The following is a 23,533-nucleotide window of genomic DNA, read 5'->3' on the forward strand; positions in this document are numbered from 1 at the left end:
CCATTGGCGGGGCTTTTTCGTTGGGTGCATGTTTTGTAGGAGCGCGCCCTGCGCGCGAATCGCGGGCAGGGCCCGCTCCTACAGGCTGGCACCGAATTTTCCGACCATGCCCGCAGGGCGAAGCGTCAGTGATACTGCGCCGACAGCTCGTGCACCGCCTCGAAGAAGACGCCGGCATGGGCCGGGTCGACTTCCGGGGTGATGCCGTGGCCGAGGTTGAACACGTGGCCGCTGCCCTGGCCGTAGGCGCCGAGGATGCGCGCCACTTCGCGGCGGATGGCTTCCGGGTTGGCGTAGAGCACCGACGGGTCCATGTTGCCCTGCAGCGCCACCTTGTCGCCGACGCGGGCGCGGGCGCTGCCGATGTCGCAGGTCCAGTCCAGGCCCAGCGCTTCGGCGCCGGTGTCGGCCATGGATTCCAGCCACAGGCCGCCACCCTTGGTGAAGAGGATCACCGGCACCTGGCGGCCGTCGTGCTCGCGGATCAGGCCGTCGACGATCTTCTTCATGTAGGCCAGGGAGAACTCCTGGTACGCCGCCGCCGAGAGGCTGCCGCCCCAGGAGTCGAAGATCTGCACGGCCTGGGCGCCGGCGCGGATCTGCCCGTTGAGGTAGCTGGTGACCGACTGCGCCAGCTTGTCGAGCAGCGCGTGCATGGCCTGCGGGTTGTCGTAGAGCATCGCCTTGGACTTGCGGAAGTCCCTGCTGGAGCCGCCTTCGACCATGTAGGTGGCGAGGGTCCAGGGGCTGCCGGAGAAACCGATCAGCGGCACCCGGCCGTTCAGTTCGCGGCGGATGGTGCGCACGGCGTCCATGACGTAGCCCAGGTCCTTCTCCGGATCGGGGATCGGCAGCGCCTCGATGTCGGCCAGGCTGGAGACCACCTTCTTGAAGCGCGGGCCCTCGCCGCTCTCGAAGAACAGACCCTGGCCCATGGCGTCGGGGATGGTGAGGATGTCGGAGAAGAGGATCGCCGCGTCCAGCTGCGGGTAGCGGTCCAGCGGCTGCAGGGTCACCTCGCAAGCCAGTTGCGGGTTCATGCACAGGCTCATGAAGTCCCCGGCCTTGGCGCGGGTGGCGCGGTATTCCGGGAGATAGCGGCCGGCCTGGCGCATCATCCACACGGGGGTAACGTCGACGGGCTGCTTGAGCAGGGCACGGAGGAAGCGATCGTTCTTCAGGGCAGTCATGGCGGCATCCGGCAAAAAAGTGCGGGCATTTTCGCAAAGCCCAAAGCAAAAGGCACGGCGGGGGCCGTGCCTTTTGTCCATCGCGGCATTCTGCCGCAGCGCTGGTGCTTCTGCTCTTCGTAGGAGCGAGCTTGCTCGCGAACAAACCCCTGCAGCGGGGCTAGGGTTCGCGAGCAAGCTCGCTCCTACAAGAGCAGGTGTCAGACGCCGAGGTAGTCGAGGATGCCTTCGGCGGCCGTGCGCCCTTCGAAGATCGCCGTCACCACCAGGTCGGAACCGCGGACCATGTCGCCGCCGGCGAAGATCTTCGGGTTGCTGGTCTGGTGCTTGAACTGCGCGGCGGCCGGGGCGATGACGCGGCCCTGGCTGTCGATCTCGACCTGGTGCTGCTCGAACCAGGGCGCCGGGCTCGGGCGGAAGCCGAAGGCGATCAGCACGGCTTCGGCCGGGATGATCTCCTCGGAGCCCGGGATCGGCTCGGGGCTGCGGCGGCCACGGGCGTCCGGTTCGCCGAGACGGGTCTCGACCACCTTCACGCCTTCCACCTTGTCCTCGCCGACGATGGCGATGGGCTGGCGGTTGAAGAGGAACTTCACGCCCTCTTCCTTGGCGTTCTTCACCTCTTTGCGCGAACCGGGCATGTTCTCTTCGTCGCGGCGGTAGGCGCAGGTCACGCTCTTGGCGCCCTGACGGATGGAGGTGCGGTTGCAGTCCATCGCGGTGTCGCCGCCGCCCAGGACCACCACGCGCTTGCCCTTCATGTCGACGAAGTCCTCGGGGGACTTCTCGAAGCCGAGGTTGCGGTTCACGTTGGCGATCAGGAAGTCCAGCGCATCGTGCACGCCGGGCAGGTCCTCGCCGGGGAAGCCACCCTTCATGTAGGTGTAGGTGCCCATGCCCATGAACACGGCATCGTACTCATCGAGCAGCTGCTCCATGGTCACGTCCTTGCCGATCTCAGTGTTCAGGCGGAACTCGATGCCCATGCCGGTGAAGACTTCGCGGCGGCGCGACAGCACGTGCTTTTCCAGCTTGAACTCGGGGATGCCGAAGGTCAGCAGGCCGCCGATTTCCGGGTTGCGGTCGAACACCACCGGGGTCACGCCGTTGCGCACCAGCACGTCGGCGCAGCCCAGGCCGGCCGGGCCGGCGCCGATCACCGCGACGCGCTTGCCGGTGGGCTTGACCTTGGACATGTCCGGGCGCCAGCCCATGGCGAAGGCGGTGTCGGTGATGTATTTCTCCACCGAGCCGATGGTCACCGCGCCGAAACCGTCGTTGAGGGTGCAGGCACCCTCGCAGAGGCGATCCTGCGGGCACACCCGGCCGCAGACTTCCGGCAGGGTGTTGGTCTGGTGCGACAACTCGGCGGCGGCCAGGATGTTGCCTTCGGAAACCAGCTTCAGCCAGTTGGGGATGAAGTTGTGGACCGGGCACTTCCACTCGCAGTACGGGTTGCCGCAGCCCAGGCAGCGATGGGCCTGGTCAGCCGCCTGCTGCGGCTTGAACAGGTCGTAGATTTCCACGAACTCGCGCTTGCGCTGGCGCAGCAGTTTCTTCTTCGGATCCTTGCGCCCGACTTCGATGAACTGGAAGTCATTGTTGAGACGTTCAGACATTTCAAGACCTCTTCAGACTTCAGGCGCTTATTGCGGGTTGGCACGGGTGCTGGTCAGCAGGGAACCGAGGCTCGCGGCCTTCGGTTTCACCAGCCAGAACCGACGCAGGTAGTCGTCGAGGTTCTCCAGCAGGTTCGCACCCCACTCGCTCGCCGTTTCCTCGACATATTCCACCAGGACCTTGCGCAGGTGGCTGCGCTGGGCCTCCATCGCCTCGCCGCTGATCCGCTGGATTTCCACCAGCTCATGGTTCACGCGGTCGACGAAGGTGTTGTCCATGTCCAGGACGTAGGCGAAGCCCCCGGTCATGCCGGAGCCGAAGTTGTAGCCGGTCTTGCCCAGTACGCAGACGAAACCGCCGGTCATGTACTCGCAGCAGTGGTCACCGGTGCCCTCGACCACGGCGTGGGCGCCGGAGTTGCGCACGCCGAAACGCTCGCCCGCGGTGCCGGCGGCGAACAGCTTGCCGCCGGTGGCGCCGTACAGGCAGGTGTTGCCGACGATGGCCGACTCCTGGGTCTTGAACGGGCTGCCCTTGGGCGGGGTCACCACCAGCTTGCCGCCGGTCATGCCCTTGCCCACGTAGTCGTTGGCGTCGCCTTCCAGGTACAGGTGCAGGCCGCCGGCGTTCCACACGCCGAAGCTCTGCCCCGCGGTGCCCTTGAAGCGGAAGGTGATCGGCGCCTTGGCCATGCCCTGGTTGCCGTGCACCCGGGCGATCTCGCCGGACACGCGCGCGCCGATGGAACGGTCGCAGTTGCAGATGTCCAGCTCGTACTCGCCGCCCTTGGCGCCTTCGATGGCGCCGCGGGCCAGCTCGACCATCTTCTCGGCCAGCAGGCCCTGGTCGAACGGCGGGTTCTTCTCGACTTCACAGAACTGCGGCTTCTCGGCCGGGATCAGGTCGCTGCCCAGCAATGGGGTGAGGTCGAGGTTGCCCTGCTTGGCGGTTTCGCCGGGCAGGATTTCCAGCAGGTCGGTACGGCCGATCAGCTCGGCGAGGCTGCGCACGCCCAGCTTGGCCAGCCATTCGCGGGTCTCGCTGGCGATGAAGGTGAAGAAATTCGTCACCATCTCGACCGTGCCGATGAAGTGGTCCTTGCGCAGCTTGTCGTTCTGGGTGGCCACGCCGGTGGCGCAGTTGTTCAGGTGGCAGATGCGCAGGTACTTGCAGCCCAGGGCGATCATCGGCGCGGTGCCGAAGCCGAAGCTCTCGGCGCCGAGGATGGCCGCCTTGATCACATCCAGACCAGTCTTCAGGCCGCCGTCGGTCTGCACGCGGACCTTGCCGCGCAGGTCGTTGCCGCGCAGGGTCTGGTGCGCCTCGGCGAGGCCCAACTCCCAAGGCGAACCGGCGTACTTGATGGAGGTGATCGGCGATGCGCCGGTACCGCCGTCGTAGCCGGAGATGGTGATCAGGTCGGCATAGGCCTTGGCCACGCCGGCGGCGATGGTGCCCACGCCCGGCTCGGAGACCAGCTTCACCGACACCAGCGCCTGCGGGTTGACTTGCTTGAGGTCGAAGATCAGCTGCGCCAGGTCCTCGATGGAGTAGATGTCGTGATGCGGCGGCGGCGAGATCAGCGTCACGCCGGGCACCGCGTAGCGCAGGCGGGCGATCAGGCCGTTGACCTTGCCGCCGGGCAGCTGGCCGCCCTCGCCGGGCTTGGCGCCCTGGGCCACCTTGATCTGCAGGACCTCGGCGTTGACCAGGTATTCCGGGGTCACGCCGAAGCGGCCGGTGGCCACCTGCTTGATCTTCGAGCTCTTCAGCGTGCCGTAGCGCGCCGGGTCCTCGCCGCCCTCACCGGAGTTGGAGCGCCCGCCGAGGCGGTTCATGGCTTCGGCCAGCGCCTCGTGGGCTTCCGGCGACAACGCGCCGAGGGAGATGCCGGCGGCGTCGAAGCGCTTGAAGATCGACTCCAGCGGCTCGATTTCGTCGAGGCTCAGCGGCTGCGCGGCAGTCTTCACCTGCAGCAGGTCGCGGAGCATCGACACCGGGCGCTTGTCCACCAGCGCGGTGTATTCCTTGAATTTCTCGTAGTCGCCCTGCTGCACGGCAGCCTGCAGGGTGTTGACCACGTCCGGGTTGTATGCGTGGTACTCGCCGCCGTAGACGAACTTCAGCAGGCCGCCCTGCTGGATCGCCTTGCGGTTGTTCCAGGCCTCACCGGCCAGCAGCTTCTGCTCGTTCTCGATGTCGAGGAAGCGCGCGCCCTGGATGCGGCTGGGCACGCCCGGGAAGCACAGGCCGGTGACCTCGTCGGCCAGGCCGATGGCTTCGAACAGCTGGGCGCCGCGGTAGGAGGCGATGGTGGAGATGCCCATCTTCGACAGGATCTTCATCAGGCCCTTGGAGATGCCCTTGCGGTAGTACTTGAACACCTCGTAGAGGTCGCCCAGCACTTCGCCGGTGCGGATCAGGTCGGCCAGCACCTCGTAGGCGAGGAACGGGTAGACCGCCGAGGCACCGAAGCCCACCAGCACCGCGAAGTGGTGCGGGTCGCGGGCGGTGGCGGTCTCCACCAGGATGTTCGAGTCGCAGCGCAGGCCGGTCTGCACCAGGCGGTGGTGCACGGCGCCGACGGCCAGAGCCGCGTGCACCGGCAGCTTGCCGGGGGCGATGTGGCGGTCGGAGAGCACCAGCAGCACCTTGCCGGCGCGCACGGCTTCCTCGGCCTGGTCGGCGATGTTGCGCACGGCCGCTTCCAGGCCGACCGACTCATCGTAGTTCAGGTCGATGTGGTGGCGGTCGAAGCCCGGGCGCTCCAGGTTCATCAGGCTGCGCCACTTCGCCGGGGAGATCACCGGGGTGGTCAGGATGGCCTGGTTGGCGTGGTGCGGCGACTCTTCGAAGATATTCTGCTCGACGCCCAGGCAGGTCTCCAGGGACATCACGATCGCTTCGCGCAGCGGGTCGATCGGCGGGTTGGTGACCTGCGCGAAGACCTGGCGGAAGTAGTCGTAGGGCGAGCGGATGCGCTTGGACAGCACCGCCATCGGGGTATCGTCGCCCATCGAGCCGACCGCTTCCTGGCCCTGCTCGGCCAGCGGGCGCAGCACCTGGTCACGCTCCTCGAAGGTGACCTGGAACATCTTCATGTACTGCTTGAGCTGGTCGCTGTCGTAGCTGGCCACGCCCTGGTCGTCTTCCAGGGTCGCCTGGATGCGCAACGCGCGCTGGCGCAGCCACTGCTTGTACGGGTGGCGCGACTTCAGGCGGTTGTCGATGTCCTCGGTCTGCAGCAGCTGGCCGGTCTCGGTATCCACCGCGAGGATCTGCCCCGGGCCGACGCGGCCCTTGGCCAGCACGTCCTCGGCCTTGTAGTCCCAGACGCCGATTTCCGAGGCCAGGGTGATGTAGCCGTTCCTGGTGGTGACCCAGCGCGCCGGGCGCAGGCCGTTGCGGTCGAGCAGGCAGACGGCGTAGCGGCCGTCGGTCAGCACCACGCCGGCGGGGCCGTCCCACGGCTCCATGTGCAGCGAGTTGAATTCATAGAACGCGCGCAGGTCGGCGTCCATGGTCTCGACGTTCTGCCAGGCCGGCGGAATGATCATGCGCAGGCCGCGGAACATGTCCATGCCGCCGGTGACCATCAGCTCGAGCATGTTGTCCATGCTCGAGGAGTCCGAACCCACGCGGTTGACCAGCGGACCGAGCTCGTCGAGGTTCGGCATGAACTCGTTGACGAACTTGCTGCGCCGGGCCTGGGCCCAGTTGCGGTTGCCGGTGATGGTGTTGATCTCGCCGTTGTGCGCCAGCAGGCGGAACGGCTGGGCCAGCGGCCACTTCGGCAGGGTGTTGGTGGAGAAGCGCTGGTGGAAGACGCAGATGGCGGTCTTCAGGCGCTCGTCGGAAAGGTCCGGATAGAAGGCGGCGAGGTCCGCCGGCATCATCAGGCCCTTATAGATCATGGTCTTGTGCGAGAAGCTGCAGACGTAATGGTCGGCGTCGGCGGCGTTGGCCACCGAGGAGCGCCGACGGGCGCAGAACAGCTTCACGGCGAAGTCCTGGTCGGACAGGCCTTCGCCGCCGACGAACACCTGCTCGATCTGCGGCAGGCGCTCCAGGGCCAGGCGGCCGAGCACGCTGGTGTCGATCGGCACCTTGCGCCAGCCGACCAGCTGCAGACCTTCGGCCTCGATCTCGCGATTCATGTTCGCGCGAGCGGCCTCGGCCTTCACCGGGTCCTGGTTGAAGAAGACCATGCCCACCGCGTATTGGGCGGGCAGATCGGTCGCGAACTCGGCCTTGGCCACCGCCCGCAGGAACTCGTCGGGCTTCTGGATCAGCAGCCCACAGCCGTCCCCGGTCTTCCCGTCCGCGTTGATCCCACCTCGGTGGGTCATGCAGGTCAGTGCTTCGATGGCGGTTTGCAGAAGTTCATGGCTTGGCTCGCCCTGCATATGGGCGATCAGGCCGAATCCGCAGTTATCCTTGAACGTCTCAGGATGGTACAGACCTGCTTTCATAGGGAACTCTCACCGGCAAAACTTTTTTAATTCAGCGACTTCGCCTGTCTTCTCGCTCAAGCGGCAAGTTTCCGACAGGCAAAGGGAGGCCATTGTACATAGGTACAAGGCGCCTCACAAATTTTTGGCGAGAGGCTGAAATTGGATGTCGCATTCCTGAAAGAAAAAACCCGCCAGTCGTGCTTGTGACTGGCGGGTTTTCATTTTTGCGACAGCGCGTCAGTGGGCGCTGGCGATTTCCTGCTGGATGCTGGCGAAGGTGCGCGGCCAGGGTTTGCCGCCCTGGGCCTTGGCCGACAGGCTCTTCACCGCGGCCACGGCGGCGGCGCGGCTGGGGAAGCTGCCGTAGGTCACCACGTAGAAGGGCTTGCCCTGCAGGGTCTTGCGGAAGTAGCGGTACTCGCCGCCGCCCTGCTTGCTGATGTAGGCCTTGGCGCTGGCCTCGGAGCCAGTGCCCAGCACCTGCACAGCATAATTCCCCGCGGGCTGCGAGCGATACCACTGGCTACCGGCACCACCGGCGGCGGCGCTGGCCTTGGCCGGGGCCGCAGGCTTGCTCGGCGCAGCCTTGGCCACGGCCTTGGGTTCTGCCGGCTTGGCCGCGGGCTTGGCGACCGGTTTCACCGGCTCGGCCTTGGCCACCGGTTTGCTGACCGGGGCCGGGGCAGGCGTCGAAACCACCGGCTGCGCCGGAGCGCTCGCCACGCTCGGCGCCGACGGCACCGGATTCAGCGGTTGCGGCGCGCTCTTTCCGGCCAGCGGCGCGAGCGGCGGTGCAGAGGTGGTCACGGTCGGCGGCACGCCGGGCGCGGGCATGGCGCCTTCGTCAGCGTCTTCCTGGCCACCGGCCTGGGCCATGGGCTCGCGGATGACCGGCTGGGCCTCGCCCACCAGCGGCAGCGGCACCGGCTGGTTGGAACCGGCGAACTCCACCGAGGGGCCGGAGCCCGAGGCCGGCGCCTGGGCGGCGCCCGGCTGCGCGGCGGAACCCATCGGCAACTGCGCGGAAGCCTGGGTGGCGGCGCTATCCGGCTTGCTGGTGCGGCCCTGCATGAACCAGGCCGCGACAACGCCGATGGCGACCACGCCGAGGATCAGCAGATGTTTCTTCGGCAGGCGCAGGCTGGCGCCAGGAGCGGCCTTGCGGGCGCCGCCACGGTCGGCCAGCATCGCCTCGATCAGGGCGTCGCGGGCCACCTGGTTGATCGAGCCCGGCCAGCCGCCGGACTGCTCGTGGATATCGGCCAGCAGGTCGTCGGAAATCAGCTCCGCGCCCTGCCCTGCGCCTTCCAGGCGCTGCGCCAGGTATTCGCGGGTTTCTTCCTCGCTGTAGGGCTGCAGTTCGATGGCGTGGAAGCGCTCCTCGCCCTCGGACAGCGCCTCCAGCCGCGACAGCAGCTCGGGCTCGCCGAACAGGAACACGTGCAGGCGCGCCTCGCTGTTGCCGGCGGCCAGCAACAGCAGCACTTCCAGGGCGCCGTCACGCAGTTGCTCGGCATCGTCCACCAGCAGGTAGACGTCCTGCCCGGTGATCGCCAGCTGGGCGACCTTGGCCAGGATGGCCTCGATGCTCACCTGGGTGATGCCAAGGCCCTGGGCCAGCTGGCGCATCAGGGTGGCTTCGTCGGCCGCCGAACGGCCGGAGATCACCACGCTGGACACCGCATCCTTGTTGGTGCTGGCCACCAGGGCCTGGCGCAGCAGCGTCTTGCCGCTGCCCAGGGGGCCGGTCACCGCCAGCAGCAGGTGGCTGTAGCGCGCCAGGTGGTGCAGTTGGCCCAGCACCGGCTTGCGCTGTGCCGGGAAGAACTTGAAGCCAGGAACCCGCGGAGCGAAGGGATCGTGGCTGAACTGGTAGTGGGCCAGGAAGGCCTCATCGGCATGCAAGCTGGACATGGGACCTCAATGTTCTCCTAACTGATCGACCAGGGCCTGGTAATCAGTACGCAGGGTTTCTTCCAGAATCTCACGAGGGAAGTCCGCAGTGACCACCGCATCCCCCAGCCCTTTCAGCAATACGAGGCGCAGACGGCCGTCGAGCACCTTCTTGTCCACCGCCATGTGCTCGAGGAAGTCCCCGGCGCTCATTTCCTTCGGCGGCACCACCGGCAGTTTCGCCCGCTGCAGCAGGCGCACGCCACGGTCGCGCTCGGCGGCGGTCAGCCAGCCCAACAGATGCGACATCTGCAGTGCCATCACGGTTCCCGCACCCACGGCTTCGCCGTGCAGCCAGACGCCATAGCCCATGTGGGTCTCGATGGCATGACCAAAGGTGTGGCCGAGGTTCAGGGTGGCGCGCACCCCGGATTCCCGTTCGTCGGCGCCCACCACCCGGGCCTTGGCCGCGCAGGAGCGCTCGATGGCTTCGGCCAGGGCGGTGGAGTCGAGCGCCAGCAGCGCGTCGACGTTGTCTTCCAGCCAGGCTAGGAAAGGCTCGTCGCAGATCAGGCCGTACTTGATCACTTCCGCCAGGCCGGCGGACAGCTCGCGCTCCGGCAGCGTGCGCAGCGAGGCGGCATCGATCACCACCGCCTGCGGCTGGTAGAAGGCGCCGATCATGTTCTTGCCCAGCGGGTGGTTGATACCGGTCTTGCCGCCCACCGAGGAATCCACCTGGGACAGCAGGGTGGTCGGCACCTGGATGAAATCGACGCCGCGCTGGTAGCAGGCCGCAGCGAAGCCGGTCATGTCGCCGACCACGCCGCCGCCGAGGGCGATCAGGGTGGTCTTGCGGTCATGCCGCGCCTGCAGCAGGGCATCGAAGATCAGCTGCAGGGTTTCCCACTGCTTGTAGGCTTCGCCATCGGGCAGGACCACGGCGATCTGCGCGTAGTCGGCCAGCGTCTTCTGCAGGCGCGCCAGGTACAGCGGTGCGATTGTCTCGTTGGTGACGATGGCGACCTGCCGCCCACGGATATGCGGCGCGAAATGACGCGGATCATCCAGCAGCCCTTCGCCGATGTGGATCGGGTAGCTGCGGTCGCCGAGATCGACAGTGAGTGTGCGCATGAAGCCCCCAGACAGGAAAGGGCACTAGGATAACGCAGAACCGCGCGCCCTTTAATGGCGCTCCAGCCTGCGCAGGCGATCGAGTATCTCCAGCACCACCAGGCGCGGTGGCCGCTCGTCGGTTTCCACCACCACGTCGGCGATCTCCCGGTACAGCGGATCGCGCAGGGCCATGAGGTCGCGCAGGATCTGCCCCGGGTTGGGCTTCTGCAGCAGCGGCCGGTTCCGGTCGCGGGCGGTGCGGGCGATCTGCTGGTCGACCGAGGCGTGCAGGTAGACCACCTTGCCGCCGGCCTTGAGCGCGGCGCGGTTGGCCTCGCGCAGCACGGCGCCGCCGCCGGTGGCGATCACCACGCCGTCGCCGTCGCAGAGTTCGGCGAGCATGGCGGTTTCCCGCTCACGAAAGCCGGCCTCCCCCTCGACGTCGAAGATCCAGGGGATGTTGGCTCCGCAGCGCTGTTCGATCTCCTTGTCGGAGTCCTTGAAGTCGAGGTGCAGCTCTTTGGCAAGAAGACGCCCGATGGTGCTCTTTCCAGCACCCATCGGGCCTACCAGAATCAAATTGGGCACGGCATTGATCAACGATCGATGGCAATGGCCTGATTATTCATGATCCGGGGAGTGAGGAAAACCAGAAGCTCGTTCTTGGTGTCCGTCACATAGTCGTTCTTGAACAGGCGGCCGACGACCGGTACGTCGCCGAGGAACGGGACCTTGGAGGTGGTCTTGGTCTGGGTGTTGGAGAACACCCCGCCGATGACGATGGTTTCACCGTCGTTGACCAGCACCTTGGCGTTGACCTCGTTCTTCTTGATCGGCGGCACGCCGAGCAGCGCGTTCTGGTAGTCGGGCTCGTCCTTGTTCACCTTGACCTGCATGATGATGCGGTTGTCCGGGGTGATCTGCGGGGTGACCTCCAGGGACAGCGCGGCCTCCTTGAAGGACACCGAGGTGGCGCCGCTGGAGCTGGCTTCCTGGTAGGGAATCTCCGAGCCCTTGAGGATCTTCGCGGTTTCCTTGTCCGAGGTGACCACCTTCGGCTGCGACACCACCTCGCCGTTGCCGGTCTTCTCCATGGCGTTGAGCTGCAGGTCCAGGGTGGTGTTGTCGGTGACGAAGCCGATGCCGATGCCGGAGGTCGGCGTCGCGGTGGTCACGCCCAGGTCAACGAAGGTATTGCTCGTGCTGTTGGCGCCACCGGTGATGTTGAAGTTGCCGCGATTGCTCAGCGAACCACCCCATTGCACCCCCAGCTCCTTGGTGTAGTCGACGCTGGCCTCGACGATGCGCGCCTCGATCATCACCTGGCGTACCGGGATGTCCAGCTGCGATACGATGCGGCGCAGCTCGTCCAGGCGGTCCTGGGTCTGGTAGGCGATGATGGCGTTGGTGCGGTCGTCGACGGTGATGGAGCCACGGTTGTCGGTGCCGGCGGCAGGCTGGGCGCCCGGGCCGGAACTGGTGCCGGTCACGGACTGGAACAGCTTGGCGATGTCGGAAGCCTTGGCGTAGTTCACCTGGATCAGTTCGCGACGCAGGGGCGCCAGTTCGGCGATCTGCTTCTGCGCTTCCAGCTCCTGGCGCTCACGCGCGGCGATCTCGTCGGCCGGCGCCACCAGCAGGACGTTGCCGACCTTGCGCTTGTCCAGGCCCTTGGTCTTGAGCACCAGGTCCAGCGCCTGGTCCCAGGGCACGTTCTGCAGGCGCAGGGTGATGTTGCCCTGCACGGTGTCGGAGGCCACCAGGTTGAGGTCGGTGAAGTCGGCGATCAGCTGCAGCACCGAGCGCACGTCGATGTCCTGGAAGTTCAGCGACAGTTTCTCGCCGGTGTAGGCGAAGCTGTCCTTCTTGCGCTTCTCGGCCTCGTTGCTGGTCATCGGCTTGATGCTGACGGTCATGCGGTTGTCGGTCTGGAACACCAGGTAGTCGTACAGGCCGCTGGGCTCGATGACGATGCTGGCCTTGTCGCCGGCCGCCGAGGCGTTGACGAACTGCACCGGAGTGGCGAAGTCCTTCACGTCCAGGCGCACGCGCAGGCTGTCGGGCAGCTGGGTGCGCGGGAAGTCCAGGCGGATCTTGCCGCCCTGCTCCTGGATGTCCGGGCTGACGCTCGGGTCGGACAGGTCGATGACCACGTTGCCCTCGCCCTGCTCGCCACGCTGGAAGTCGATGTTGCGGATCGCCTTGCCCACCGGCACGTAGGGCTTGGGCTGCGCCGGGCGAGGCGCCGCGGCATAGGCCGGGGCCGCGCTCGGCGCGGAGCTGGCCGCCGCCGCGGGCGCGCCACCACCCTGGCCGACCAGGATGATCAGGTCGTTGCCCTGGGCGCGGGTGGAATACGGCACCAGGGTGGTCAGGTTGATGATCAGGCGGGTGCGGTCCTTGGCCTCGACCACGGTCAGGCTGCGCGCGTTGCCCACGCCCAGCTCGCGGTTCTTGCTGCCCAGTTTGTTCTGCACGCCCGGCAGGTCCAGGGCGATGCGCGCCGGCTGCTCGATGGTGTAGCCACGCGGCGCGGCCACCGGCTCGTCGAAGCCCAGCTTGAGCTCCACGCGATCCCCCGGCAGCGAGGCCACATCGACGCGCTGCAGGTTGGCGGCGAGCAGGCTCGGCGCGAAAAGGCCGGCCAACAGGGCAAAGCCCAGGCGGGTCATAGTTCTGTTCATCGTCGTCTGTATCCGTCGTGCAGACAGCAGTTTGTTATCCATGGTCATCCCCGCCCTTAGGAGCGCTCCTTGAGAGTCAGGCTGCGCGGACGCTCGAGCCAGCCACCCTCACCGTCAGGAACGATCTCGACTACATCGATCTTGCCTTCGCTGATGGAAACGATCTTCCCATCGTTGCGCCCCAGATAATCCCCCACCTTGACCCGGTGCACCCCTCCTGCACCGCGGACCAGGGCGAACGTACCCTCCTGGTTGGACAGTGTCCCCACCATCTCGAAGGTCTCGATGTTGAAACCCTCCAGGAACTGCTTGACCCGCGTTTCGTCGGGCTTGACCACCTTGGAGCCCTTCTGCTTGATCGCCAGGTCGATCTTCACCGGCGGCTGGAACGGGCTGCGCAGGGACGAGGCGTTGTAGGTGAAGGCCTCGTAGGGCTGGAACTTGGGCAGCGGCTCGATGGCGCCCTTGGGCCGCGCACGGACCTCGTCCATGTACGCCTGCAGGTCGGCGAAATCGCCACCCGAACCGCAACCATTCAGACTCAGCAGCAACAGGCCACACAGCATCAGGCGCTTGTTCATTTCTTCGCCCCCGCCTTGTTGGCCGCCGGCTTGGCCTGCACGCCTTTGTCGTTGTAGCGGTAGGTCTTGGCCACGATGGTCATGCGCAGCTTGGTGGTACTGTCCGCACTCACGGGTTTGATCTCGAAGTCGTGCAGGGTGACGATCCGCGGCAGGCTGGCCACGCCGCTGACGAAGGTCGCCAGGTCGTGGTAGCCGCCGACCACGCTGATCTGTATCGGCAGCTCGATGTAGAACTGCTGGGTGACTTCCGGCAGCAGCTTGATTTCCTCGAACTCCAGGCCGCTGCCCAGGCCGGTGCGGGTGATGTCCTCGAGCAGCCCGGGCACCTCGGTGTCGCTGGGCAGCTGGCGCAGCAGCGCGCCGAAGGACTCTTCCATCTCCTTCATCTGGTTCTTGTAGGCTTCCAGGTTGGCCGCCTGGAAGGCCTTGGTGCCGAACTGCTGCTTGAGCGTCTCTTCCTCGGCCCGGCGCTGGTCCAGCTCGCCTTGCAGGTCCTTGAGGTGGAACTGGTAGCCGAGCACCAGCACCAGCACCATCAGCAGCGCGCCGGCGATCACCTTGGCCGCGGCGGGCCAGGAACCGACGTTGTTGAAGTCCAGCTCGTTGATATCGATCTTGCGCAGGCTTTGCAGGGAATCGGCCAGACTCATTTCTTGGCTCCTTGCGCGACTGTCTTCTTCTCCTGTTCCTTGACCTTCTCGCCGGGCTGCGTCTGCTGCACGGTGAGCTGGAAGGTGTTGGCCTGGTCGACGGCGCCCTGGGTGACCGCCTTGACCTCAGTGAGGTTGGGCGAGGTCAGCCAGTCGGAGGCGTCCAGGTTGCGCATCAGGTTGGACACGCGGTTGTTGGACTCGGCGGCGCCGGCGATGGCGATGGTGTGGCCGTTCATTTTCAGGCCGGTGTAGTACACGCCATCGGGCAGGGTGCGCACCAGTTGGTCGAAGACGCGCCCGATGATCGGCCGGTTGCCCTGCAGGTCCTGGATGATCTTCATCCGCTCCAGCAGTTGCTGACGGCGCGTCTTCAGCTCGCTGATCTCCTTGATGCGGGCGTCCAGCACGGCGATTTCCTTGCGCAGGAAGTCGTTGCGCGCGCTCTGGTTCTCGATCGCCGAGCTGAAGTACTGGTCACCGAGGAACACCAGGCCGCCGGAGACCAGCAGCACGCCGCCCAGGGCGACCAGGAAGCGCTGCTTGCGCTCCTCGCGCAGCTGCTCCCGCCATGGCAGTAGGTTGATGCGCGCCATCAGTCGAAACTCCTCATCGCCAGACCGCAGGCAATCATCAGCGCCGGCGCGTCACTGGCCAGCGCCCCGGCATTCACCTTGTTGCTCAGCACCATGTCGGCGAAGGGGTTGGCCACCAGCGTCGGGGTGCCGATCTTCTGCTGGATGAGCCGGTCCAGGTCGGGAATGGAAGCCGTGCCGCCGGCGAGCAGGATGTAGTCGACGTCGTTGAACTGGCCCGCGGCGAAGAAGAACTGCAGCGAACGCGAAACCTGCTGCACCACCGCATCCTTGAACGGTTGCAACACTTCGCTGTCGTAGTCATCCGGAAGACCGCCCTGCTTCTTGGCAAGGCCGGCTTCCTCCACCGACAGGCCGTAGCGGCGCTGGATCTCCTCGGTGAGCTGGCGTCCGCCGAACAGCTGCTCGCGGGTATAGATGGTGCGGCCGTGGTGGAGGACGCTGAGGGTGGTCATGGTGGCGCCGATGTCGACCACCGCGACGGTCAGCTCGTCGGCGTTGCCGCCCAGCTGGTCACCGAGCAGGCCGAAGGCGCGCTCCAGCGCATAGGCCTCGACGTCCACCACCTTGGCGGTGAGCCCGGCCAGGGCCAGCGCGGCCTCGCGCACCTCGACGTTCTCCTTGCGGCAGGCCGCCAGCAGCACGTCGACGCGTTCGGCGTTGCGCGCGGATACACCCTGGACCTCGAAGTCGATGGCGACTTCCTCCAGGGGATAGGGAATGTACTGGTCGGCCTCGATCTTGAGCTGGTTCTCCAGCTCGTCTTCGGAAAGCCCGCCGTCCATCTCGATGGTCTTGGTGATGACCGCCGAGCCGGCGACCGCCACGGCAGCCGTCTTCACGCCGGTGCGCGCCTTGGCGACCACCCGCGACAGCGCCTGGCCGACCCCCTCCAGTTCGGCGATGTTTTTCTCGACCACCGAGTTCGGCGGGAGCGGCTCTACGGCGTAGGCCTCTACCTTGTAGCGCCCGCCCGAACGGCTCAACTCGAGGAGTTTGACCGAAGTCGAACTGATGTCGATCCCCAGCAGTGTGTTCGCTTTCTTAGTGAAGAGCCCTAGCACGACTGATTTCCTATCAGCATCCGAGACTTACGGACGATTTATGTTTTTTGACATTAGATACCAGACTTGACACCCGCGCAAATAGCTCGCCGGCAAAAAAACTGCTTATAATGTGATCAGCTTTTCCCTTTTTGCCGCGCCTTTCGCTTAACTCTCTCTTTTCCCTGGAAATCCAAGACCTGCCAATGCGCCTGCTGAAGTTTCTGTGGTGGACTTGCGTCACCCTTTTTTGTGGAGTGCTGCTCGGTTTAAGTGGCGCCTACCTGTACCTGAGCCCCAGCCTGCCTTCGGTCGACGCCCTGCGCAACGTGCAGCTGCAGATTCCGTTGCGGGTTTACAGCAGTGATAACAAATTGATAGCAGAGTTCGGCGAGATGCGCCGCACGCCTATCCGTTTCGCTGACATCCCGCCGGATTTCATTCACGCCCTTCTGTCGGCCGAGGACGACAATTTCGCCAATCATTATGGCGTGGACGTGAAGAGCCTTATGCGCGCTGCCGCGCAATTATTGTCGACCGGTCACATCCAGACCGGCGGCAGCACCATCACCATGCAGGTGGCGAAGAACTACTTCCTCACCAACGAGCGCAGCTTCTCGCGCAAGATCACCGAGATCCTCCTGGCCCTACAGATCGAGCGCGAGCTGACCAAGGACGAGATCCTCGAGCTGTACGTCAACAAGATCTACCTCGGCAACCGCGCCTACGGCATCGAGGCCGCCGCCCAGGTGTACTACGGCAAGTCGATCAAGGAACTGAGCCTGGCGCAGATGGCGATGATCGCCGGCCTGCCCAAGGCGCCCTCGCGCTACAACCCGCTGGCCAACGTGGCGCGCAGCATGGAGCGGCGCAACTGGATCCTCGAGCGGATGAACAAGCTCGGCTTCATCGACCAGGCCCGCTACCAGGAAGCCGTCGCCGAGCCGGTGGGCGCTTCCTACCACGTGGCGAGCCCGGAACTGGCGGCCCCATACATCGCCGAGATGGCCCGCGCCGATATGGTCGGCCGCTACGGCGGCAATGCCTACACCGAGGGCTACCGGGTCTACACCACGGTGCACAGCGACCTGCAGCAGTACGCCAACGACGCCCTGCGCGAAGGCCTCCAGGAATACGACCAGCGCCACGGCTACCGCGGCCCCGAGGCGCGCATGCCGGGCAAGTCTCTGGACGCCTGGCGCCTGGCGGTGGCCCAGCAGCGCCCGATCGGCGGCCTGGAGCCGGCCATCGTCACCCGCGTGGAGAAGAGCGGCGTGATGGTCGTCACCCGTGACGGCAAGGACGACACCATCAGCTGGGACAACATGAAGTGGGCCCGCCCCTTCCTCAGCAGCAACAGCATGGGCCCGGCGCCGCGCCAGCCCGGCGACGTGCTGCAGCCCGGCGACCTGGTCCGCGTGCAGCGCAAGGACGACGGCGCCCTGCGCCTGACCCAGGTGCCGGCGGCGCAGAGCGCGCTGGTCTCGCTGAACCCGGACAACGGCGCCATCATGGCCCTGGTCGGCGGCTTCTCCTTCGAGCAGAGCAGCTACAACCGCGCCGTCCAGGCCAAGCGCCAGCCCGGCTCCAGCTTCAAGCCGTTCATCTACAGCTGCGCGCTGGACAACGGCTTCACCGCCGCCAGCCTGGTCAACGATGCGCCCATCGTGTTCGTCGACGAGTACCTGGACAAGGTCTGGCGGCCGAAGAACGACACCAACACCTTCCTCGGCCCCATCCCCCTGCGCGAGGCGCTGTACAAGTCGCGCAACATGGTCTCGATCCGCACCCTGCAGGCCCTGGGCGTGGAGCGCGCGCGCCAGTACATCAGCCGCTTCGGCTTCGATGTCCAGGAGCTGCCGCCGAACCTGTCCATGGCGCTGGGCACCGCGACCCTGACGCCCCTGGAGATCGCCGGCGCCTGGAGCACCTTCGCCAACGGCGGCTACAAGATCAGCCCCTACGTGGTCGACCGCATCGAAAGCCGCGACGGCCAGGTGCTGTACCAGGCCAACCCGCCCAGCGTGCCGGTGGAGGACAACCCGCAGGTCGCCGACAAGGAGGCCGTGCAGCCCGTCGCCGCACCGGTGGAGGATGACGACCCGGCCCACGCCAGGACCACCATCGAGCCGACGCCGGCCGAGCGCATCATCGACGCCCGCACCGCCTACATCATGACCAGCATGCTGCAGGACGTGATCAAGCGCGGCACCGGCCGCCGCGCCCTGGCCCTCAAGCGCGACGACCTGGCGGGCAAGACCGGCACCACCAACGACTCCAAGGACGCCTGGTTCTCCGGCTTCAACGCCGACTACATGACCACCGTGTGGGTCGGCTTCGACCAGCCGGAAAGCCTCGGCCGCCGCGAGTTCGGCGGCAACGTGGCGCTGCCGATCTGGATGCGCTACATGGGCGCGGCGCTCAAGGACAAGCCCTCGCACACGCTGCCCGAGCCCTCCGGCCTGGTCAGCCTGCGCATCGACCCGCTCAGCGGCCGCGCCGCGCCGCCGGGCACGCCGGGCGCCTACTTCGAGCTGTTCAAGAGCGAAGACACCCCGCCGCCCATGAGCGAACTGGGCAGCGGCGCGCCGGGCACGCCGCTGCCGGCCGACGAAGGCGCGCCGATGGATCTGTTCTGATCGCGAGCGCTGGTTTTACGGGAACGCCGTTCTCCTGAGGGGGACGGCGTTTTTCGTGGAACGGATCGCGGATGAATCCGCTCCTACGGCATGAGCGAACGTGGCTTTTCGTAGGATGGGTTGAGCTTGCGAAACCCATGCGGTTGCGGTGATGGGTATCGCTTCGCTCAACACCATCCTACGAAAAGCAGCTCGGCGCAGTCGGTGAGACAGTTGCTCCTACATGGGAATGGCGCGCCCTACGTCCGCGACGATTTTTCCCCCAAATGGGAAAAAATTCCGAAAAGACTGATGGCAATATGCCAAGTCTTTTGATTACTCTCCGGATGCGGCGGGGGAAGGCTCCTGCGCGGTCGAACCCCATCCGATCGCCGGGAGCTTCCCGCGGCAACCCAGTCTAGGCGCCGGGAGTTCAGCCCAGTTCGCGCCAGGTCAGGTAGACGCGCAGGTCGAATTCCAACTGGTGATAGCCCGGCAGCATGTATTCGCAGAGCTGGTAGAAGGCCTTGTTGTGGTCGCGCTCGCGCAGGTGCGCCAGTTCGTGCACCAGGATCATCCTGAGGAATTCCGGCGCCGCGTCCTTGAACAGCGAGGCCACGCGGATTTCCTTCTTCGCCTTCAGCTTGCCGCCCTGCACCCGCGAGATCGCGGTGTTCAGCCCCAGGGCGCGCTGCACCACGTCCAGCTTGCTGTCGTAGAGCACCTTGTCCACCGCCGGGGCGTTGCGCATATGCTCCTGCTTGAGCTGCATGGCGTAGGCGTACAGCGCCTTGTCGCTCTGCACCTCGTGGCGCCCGGGGTAGCGGCGCTGCAGGTACTCGCCCAGGCGGTCCTCGGCGATCAACTGGCGGACCTGGTCCTGCAGCTGTTGCGGGTAGGCCTGGAGGTAGCGGAGCGGTTGCATGAAGGTCGGTTCGCGGTGACGGGGCGCGCAGTCTAGCCGATCCGCGCGCCCCTTCGCAGGCTCAGTCCAGCACCACCGCCGAATAGGCCTCGGTGCGGTAGGGGAAGGCCACCTCGGCCTGGTCCTTGAGCGCCGGGTGGGTGGCGATCAGCTCGCGCAGACGCTGCTCGACCCGCGCCTTCTGTTCCGCCGGCAGCGCGGCGATGAAGCTGATCGACATTGTCCGCGCCACTATCACCTGCTCCGCCGGGCCGACGTGGCGGTAGCTGAACTCGCGCAGCTGCAGCGGGCCGAAGGGCGCGCCGGCGAAGGCCCGGCGCCATTCGCCGGTGTGGAAGCGCGGAGTGCTGCCCTCGTAGGGCGCGACTATGTGGGTCAGTTCGGCGACCCAATCCACCCGCTCGTCGCGGACGTTCCATACCAGCCCCAGGTGGCCGCGCGGGCGCAGCACGCGGTGGATCTCGCGCAGCGCCTCGGGGTTGGCGAACCAGTGAAAGGCCTGGGCGCAGAGCACCGCATCCAGGCTGGCGTCGGCCAGCGGCATGCCCCGGGCCGTGCCTTCCAGCACGCGCACGTCGGGCAGTTCCTGGTGCAGGCGCTCGCGCATGGCCGCCACCGGCTCGATGGCGGCCACCTCGGCGCCGGTGCGCAGCAGCAGGCGGGTGAACTTGCCGGTGCCGGCCCCAAGGTCGACCACCTTGCTGCCGGCATGGATGCCGAGGCTGCCGTCGAGCCAGCCGAGCAGCTCGTCGGGATATTCGGGACGCCCGTGGGCGTAGGTCTCGGCCTCCTGGCCGAAGCCCTGCTGGGCGCTGGCGTGGACGCTGTCCATGGAACGGCTCTCCTGTAGGGGATCGCCCTCCGGTATAGCACACTCAGCGCAGGCGGCAGGCCTTGCCTTCCAGGTAGTCGCGGTAGCAGGCGAGCAGCCTGGCCTCGCTGATCCGGCAGCGCTTCTGCCGGCACTGGCTGTGGAACTCGAAGCGCCCGCCGTCGGGCTCGGCGAGCTGGATGCGCAATGCCGGCCAGCCCTTGCTTGGCGCCTTCTCCGGGGTGCTCAGCAGGCGGCCTTCGCTGACCACCAGGGGCGCGCCGGCCGCGGCGTAGTCGAAGACGAACAGTAGCGAGCGCGAGGTCTTCAACGTGCACTCGGTGTGGCTCAGGCAGTTCTGCGCATCCGCCGGCAGGTCGACCGCCGGCGCTCGCGGCGCAGGGGCTGCGGCGGGTGCGGGCGTGCCGGGCGGCTGCGCGGCGCAGCCGGCGAGCAGGAACATCAGCAGGGGGATGAGCCGACGCATGGCAGCCTCTGTGTCTGGCGTGGATACGAAAGAGCCCCGCCAGGGCGGGGCTCTTCAGGGGCGGGGCCGGATCAGTTGATCTTCGGCTCCAGCTCGCCCTTGGCGTAGCGCTGGAACATGCCTTCCAGGGAGATCGGCTTGATCTTGGAGGCGTGGCCGGCGGTGCCGAAGGCTTCGTAGCGGGCGATGCACACGTCGCGCATGGCTTCGATGGTCTTGGCGAAGTACTTGCGCGGGTCGAACTCGCTCTTGTTCTGCGCCAGGAAGCGACGGATGGCGCCGGTGGAGGCCAGGCGCAGGTCGGTGTCGATGTTCACCTTGCGCACGCCGTACTTGATGCCTTCGACGATTTCTTCCACCGGAACGCCGTAGGTTTCCGGGATTTCGCCGCCGAATTCGTTGATGATCGCCAGCCAGTCCTGCGGCACCGAAGAGGAGCCGTGCATCACCAGGTGGGTGCCCGGGATGCGCGCGTGGATCGCCTTGATGCGGTCGATGGCGAGGATGTCGCCGGTCGGCGGCTTGGTGAACTTGTAGGCGCCGTGGCTGGTGCCGATGGCGATGGCCAGGGCATCGACCTTGGTTTTCTTGACGAAGTCGGCGGCTTCTTCCGGGTCGGTCAGCAGTTGGCTGTGGTCCAGCACGCCTTCGGCGCCGACGCCGTCTTCCTCGCCGGCCATGCCGGTTTCCAGGGAGCCCAGGCAGCCCAGCTCACCTTCCACGGACACGCCGCAGGCATGGGCGAAGGCCACGGTCTGCTGGGTCACGCGGACGTTGTATTCGTAGTCGGCCGGGGTCTTGCCGTCTTCCTTCAGCGAGCCGTCCATCATCACCGAGCTGAAGCCCAGCTGGATGGAGCGCTGGCACACGTCAGGGCTGGTGCCGTGGTCCTGGTGCATGCACACCGGGATGTGCGGGAATTCTTCGATGGCCGCCAGGATCAGGTGGCGCAGGAAGGGCGCGCCGGCGTATTTGCGGGCGCCGGCCGAGGCCTGCACGATCACCGGGGAGTCGGTCTTGTCGGCCGCTTCCATGATGGCGCGCATCTGCTCGAGGTTGTTGACGTTGAAAGCCGGGACGCCGTAGCCGAACTCGGCGGCGTGGTCCAGCATTTGGCGCATGCTGATGAGTGCCATGTTTTCACTTCTCCCAGGAAGTTGGGCTCGTTCTATGGTTCGACAGCCTGCCGCAGGGGCAGGCCGCATTCAAGTCTGTTGCGCCGCGCGGTGCTAGCGTGCGCGGCAGCCGCGGCCGATCAGGTCGTTGCTTTCCACCCAGTAGATCAGCCCCTGGTCGCCGGTGACGCTGAAACCGACCAGTCCATCGCTATAGAAAGCACCGGACCCGCCGGGTTCCTCCTCCAGGTGATGGACGACGTCGTCCTCGCCCAGGCGCAGGTCCACCACCGACGAGCGGGCGCCTTCGACGTAGCGCCAGATCACCACGGCGCCGCTGTCGCAGGTCCAGTGGTTCCAGCCGCCTTTGGCGGTGCCGGCGCCGCTTCCCGCAGGGTGGCTGGAACAACCGGCCAGCAGGGCGCCCAGGGCCAGGGCGGCGAGGTAACGCTTCATCGGGCAATTCTCCCTCTCACGGCGATGCCGTATGTCCATTCAGCCCCGCGCCGCCCCAACGCCCCGGTTCAGGGGCATTTCACCGGCTTGTCGGTTGGGGGCGGACGCCGCCAGGCTTACTGCTTGGCGCGCTGCTCCAGCACTTCCACGGCCGGCAGGACCTTGCCTTCGACGAACTCGAGGAAGGCGCCGCCACCGGTGGAAATGTAGGAGATCCGCTCGCCAATGCCATATTTGTCGATGGCCGCCAGGGTGTCGCCGCCGCCGGCGATGGAGAATGCCGGGCTCTCGGCGATGGCCAGGGCCAGGGTCCTGGTGCCTTCGCCGAACTGGTCGAACTCGAAGACGCCCACCGGGCCGTTCCACAGGATGGTCTTCGACGACTTCAGCAGCTCGGCGAACTGCGCGGCGGTCTGCGGGCCGATGTCGAGGATCATGTCGTCGTCGGCGACGTCGGCGATGGCCTTGACGGTGGCGGCGGCGCTTTCGGCGAATTCCTTGGCCACGACGACGTCGACCGGCAGCGGCACGCTGACCTTGGCCGCGATGGCCTTGGCGGTGTCGACCAGGTCGGCCTCGTACAGCGACTTGCCGACCTTGTAGCCGGCCGCGGCGAGGAAGGTGTTGGCGATGCCGCCGCCGACGATCAGCTGGTCGCAGATCTGCGCCAGGCTGTTGAGCACGTCGAGCTTGGTGGAAACCTTGGAGCCGGCGACGATGGCCGCCATCGGCCGCGCCGGGTTGCCCAGGGCCTTGCCCAGGGCGTCCAGCTCGGCGGCCAGCAGTGGGCCGGCCGCGGCGACCTTGGCGAACTTGGCCACGCCGTGGGTCGAGCCCTCGGCGCGGTGGGCGGTGCCGAAGGCGTCCATGACGAAGACGTCGCACAGCGCGGCGTACTTCTGCGCCAGCTCGTCGGCGTTCTTCTTCTCGCCCTTGTTGAAGCGCACGTTCTCGAACAGCACCAGCTCGCCCGGCTTGACCTCGACACCGTCGAGGTAGTCGCGCACCAGCGGCACATCGCGGCCCAGGGCCTTGCTCAGGTAGTCGGCGACCGGCTTGAGGCTGTTCTCCTCGGAGAACTCGCCCTCGGTGGGGCGGCCCAGGTGCGAGCAGACCATCACCGCCGCGCCCTTCTCCAGGGCCAGCTTGATGGTGGGCAGCGAGGCCAGGATGCGGGCGTCGCTCTTCACCACGCCGTCCTTCACCGGCACGTTGAGGTCCTCGCGGATCAGCACGCGCTTACCTTGGAGGTCGAGGTCGGTCATCTTCAAAACGGTCATGACATCAGTCC

General features: G+C 66.5%; 18 protein-coding genes. 1 reads left to right on the forward strand and 17 read right to left on the reverse strand.

Features of this window, described 5'->3' with window-relative positions:
• Positions 1-125 precede the first annotated feature (125 nt).
• The 11 genes from hemE to ACTWJ5_RS29550 all read right to left on the reverse strand — a co-directional run bounded on the left by hemE (position 126) and on the right by ACTWJ5_RS29550 (position 15,851).
• Positions 126-1,190 (reverse strand): uroporphyrinogen decarboxylase, encoded by a 1,065-nt coding sequence (hemE, locus tag ACTWJ5_RS29500; protein ID WP_249918544.1) that lies wholly within the window; start codon positions 1,188-1,190, stop codon positions 126-128.
• A 200-nt stretch (positions 1,191-1,390) separates the two neighbouring features.
• A complete protein-coding gene (locus tag ACTWJ5_RS29505; protein WP_058070738.1) occupies positions 1,391-2,809 on the reverse strand; it encodes an FAD-dependent oxidoreductase in 1,419 nt (472 codons plus the stop codon).
• A gap of 27 nt (positions 2,810-2,836) precedes the next feature.
• On the reverse strand, positions 2,837-7,282 hold the full coding sequence (gene gltB / locus ACTWJ5_RS29510) for a glutamate synthase large subunit (protein WP_253409546.1): 4,446 nt from the start codon (positions 7,280-7,282) through the stop codon (positions 2,837-2,839).
• A 219-nt stretch (positions 7,283-7,501) separates the two neighbouring features.
• A complete protein-coding gene (locus ACTWJ5_RS29515; RefSeq protein WP_074985590.1) occupies positions 7,502-9,178 on the reverse strand; it encodes an AAA family ATPase in 1,677 nt (558 codons plus the stop codon).
• Between the two features lie 6 nt (positions 9,179-9,184).
• Positions 9,185-10,291 carry a 3-dehydroquinate synthase gene (aroB, locus tag ACTWJ5_RS29520; protein ID WP_074985593.1) on the reverse strand — a complete coding sequence of 369 codons (1,107 nt, stop codon included), beginning with the start codon at positions 10,289-10,291 and terminating at the stop codon, positions 9,185-9,187.
• 51 nt (positions 10,292-10,342) lie between these two features.
• A complete protein-coding gene (gene aroK, locus ACTWJ5_RS29525; protein WP_370311007.1) occupies positions 10,343-10,834 on the reverse strand; it encodes a shikimate kinase AroK in 492 nt (163 codons plus the stop codon).
• A 35-nt stretch (positions 10,835-10,869) separates the two neighbouring features.
• Positions 10,870-12,957 (reverse strand): type IV pilus secretin PilQ, encoded by a 2,088-nt coding sequence (gene pilQ, locus ACTWJ5_RS29530; protein WP_074985595.1) that lies wholly within the window; start codon positions 12,955-12,957, stop codon positions 10,870-10,872.
• A gap of 56 nt (positions 12,958-13,013) precedes the next feature.
• Positions 13,014-13,538, reverse strand: coding sequence for a type 4a pilus biogenesis lipoprotein PilP (gene pilP, locus ACTWJ5_RS29535; RefSeq protein WP_074985598.1), 525 nt, complete (start codon positions 13,536-13,538; stop codon positions 13,014-13,016).
• Positions 13,535-14,191 (reverse strand): type 4a pilus biogenesis protein PilO, encoded by a 657-nt coding sequence (gene pilO / locus ACTWJ5_RS29540; RefSeq protein WP_009613645.1) that lies wholly within the window; start codon positions 14,189-14,191, stop codon positions 13,535-13,537. The genes pilP and pilO overlap by 4 nt, the downstream gene beginning before the upstream one ends.
• On the reverse strand, positions 14,188-14,787 hold the full coding sequence (gene pilN / locus ACTWJ5_RS29545) for a type 4a pilus biogenesis protein PilN (protein WP_009613648.1): 600 nt from the start codon (positions 14,785-14,787) through the stop codon (positions 14,188-14,190). The genes pilO and pilN overlap by 4 nt, the downstream gene beginning before the upstream one ends.
• A complete protein-coding gene (locus tag ACTWJ5_RS29550; protein ID WP_009613650.1) occupies positions 14,787-15,851 on the reverse strand; it encodes a pilus assembly protein PilM in 1,065 nt (354 codons plus the stop codon). The genes pilN and ACTWJ5_RS29550 overlap by 1 nt, the downstream gene beginning before the upstream one ends.
• Before the next feature lie 185 nt (positions 15,852-16,036).
• On the opposite strand from ACTWJ5_RS29550, the gene ACTWJ5_RS29555 reads away from it, so the two are divergent.
• The gene (locus tag ACTWJ5_RS29555; protein WP_116424167.1) at positions 16,037-18,469 is read left to right on the forward strand and encodes a penicillin-binding protein 1A; all 2,433 of its coding nucleotides are present in this window, start codon (positions 16,037-16,039) and stop codon (positions 18,467-18,469) included.
• A gap of 412 nt (positions 18,470-18,881) precedes the next feature.
• On the opposite strand, the gene ACTWJ5_RS29560 is transcribed toward ACTWJ5_RS29555, so the two are convergent.
• The 6 genes from ACTWJ5_RS29560 to ACTWJ5_RS29585 form a co-directional block, all read right to left on the reverse strand.
• The gene (locus ACTWJ5_RS29560; RefSeq protein WP_074985605.1) at positions 18,882-19,373 is read right to left on the reverse strand and encodes a M48 metallopeptidase family protein; all 492 of its coding nucleotides are present in this window, start codon (positions 19,371-19,373) and stop codon (positions 18,882-18,884) included.
• Positions 19,374-19,434: 61 nt separating this feature from the next.
• Positions 19,435-20,205: a class I SAM-dependent methyltransferase gene (locus ACTWJ5_RS29565; RefSeq protein ID WP_074985607.1), complete on the reverse strand. Its 771-nt coding sequence runs from the start codon at positions 20,203-20,205 to the stop codon at positions 19,435-19,437.
• Between the two features lie 43 nt (positions 20,206-20,248).
• Entirely contained in the window at positions 20,249-20,671 is a 423-nt protein-coding gene (locus tag ACTWJ5_RS29570) for a hypothetical protein (RefSeq protein ID WP_074985610.1), read from the reverse strand.
• 71 nt (positions 20,672-20,742) lie between these two features.
• Entirely contained in the window at positions 20,743-21,807 is a 1,065-nt protein-coding gene (fba, locus tag ACTWJ5_RS29575) for a class II fructose-bisphosphate aldolase (protein ID WP_074985612.1), read from the reverse strand.
• A 93-nt stretch (positions 21,808-21,900) separates the two neighbouring features.
• Positions 21,901-22,242, reverse strand: a complete 342-nt coding sequence (locus ACTWJ5_RS29580; protein ID WP_116424165.1) for an MliC family protein — start codon at positions 22,240-22,242, stop codon at positions 21,901-21,903.
• Between the two features lie 116 nt (positions 22,243-22,358).
• A complete protein-coding gene (locus tag ACTWJ5_RS29585; protein ID WP_074985618.1) occupies positions 22,359-23,522 on the reverse strand; it encodes a phosphoglycerate kinase in 1,164 nt (387 codons plus the stop codon).
• Between the last annotated feature and the right edge of the window lie 11 nt (positions 23,523-23,533).

Origin of the sequence: Pseudomonas sp. A6 (assembly GCF_052367875.1) — a bacterium.
Taxonomy (GTDB): Bacteria; Pseudomonadota; Gammaproteobacteria; order Pseudomonadales; family Pseudomonadaceae; genus Pseudomonas; species Pseudomonas citronellolis.

What these genes read in the sequence shown, in the direction of transcription:
- aroK (WP_370311007.1), bottom strand. Translation starts at nt 10,834, where the DNA reads ATGGGTGCTGGAAAGAGCACCATCGGGCGTCTTCTTGCCAAAGAGCTG.
- ACTWJ5_RS29565 (WP_074985607.1), bottom strand. Translation starts at nt 20,205, where the DNA reads ATGGACAGCGTCCACGCCAGCGCCCAGCAGGGCTTCGGCCAGGAGGCC.
- ACTWJ5_RS29570 (WP_074985610.1), bottom strand. Translation starts at nt 20,671, where the DNA reads ATGCGTCGGCTCATCCCCCTGCTGATGTTCCTGCTCGCCGGCTGCGCC.
- pilQ (WP_074985595.1), bottom strand. Translation starts at nt 12,957, where the DNA reads ATGAACAGAACTATGACCCGCCTGGGCTTTGCCCTGTTGGCCGGCCTT.
- ACTWJ5_RS29585 (WP_074985618.1), bottom strand. Translation starts at nt 23,522, where the DNA reads ATGACCGTTTTGAAGATGACCGACCTCGACCTCCAAGGTAAGCGCGTG.
- pilN (WP_009613648.1), bottom strand. Translation starts at nt 14,787, where the DNA reads ATGGCGCGCATCAACCTACTGCCATGGCGGGAGCAGCTGCGCGAGGAG.
- pilP (WP_074985598.1), bottom strand. Translation starts at nt 13,538, where the DNA reads ATGAACAAGCGCCTGATGCTGTGTGGCCTGTTGCTGCTGAGTCTGAAT.
- fba (WP_074985612.1), bottom strand. Translation starts at nt 21,807, where the DNA reads ATGGCACTCATCAGCATGCGCCAAATGCTGGACCACGCCGCCGAGTTC.
- hemE (WP_249918544.1), bottom strand. Translation starts at nt 1,190, where the DNA reads ATGACTGCCCTGAAGAACGATCGCTTCCTCCGTGCCCTGCTCAAGCAG.
- ACTWJ5_RS29555 (WP_116424167.1), top strand. Translation starts at nt 16,037, where the DNA reads ATGCGCCTGCTGAAGTTTCTGTGGTGGACTTGCGTCACCCTTTTTTGT.
- gltB (WP_253409546.1), bottom strand. Translation starts at nt 7,282, where the DNA reads ATGAAAGCAGGTCTGTACCATCCTGAGACGTTCAAGGATAACTGCGGA.
- ACTWJ5_RS29560 (WP_074985605.1), bottom strand. Translation starts at nt 19,373, where the DNA reads ATGCAACCGCTCCGCTACCTCCAGGCCTACCCGCAACAGCTGCAGGAC.
- pilO (WP_009613645.1), bottom strand. Translation starts at nt 14,191, where the DNA reads ATGAGTCTGGCCGATTCCCTGCAAAGCCTGCGCAAGATCGATATCAAC.
- aroB (WP_074985593.1), bottom strand. Translation starts at nt 10,291, where the DNA reads ATGCGCACACTCACTGTCGATCTCGGCGACCGCAGCTACCCGATCCAC.
- ACTWJ5_RS29580 (WP_116424165.1), bottom strand. Translation starts at nt 22,242, where the DNA reads ATGAAGCGTTACCTCGCCGCCCTGGCCCTGGGCGCCCTGCTGGCCGGT.
- ACTWJ5_RS29515 (WP_074985590.1), bottom strand. Translation starts at nt 9,178, where the DNA reads ATGTCCAGCTTGCATGCCGATGAGGCCTTCCTGGCCCACTACCAGTTC.
- ACTWJ5_RS29505 (WP_058070738.1), bottom strand. Translation starts at nt 2,809, where the DNA reads ATGTCTGAACGTCTCAACAATGACTTCCAGTTCATCGAAGTCGGGCGC.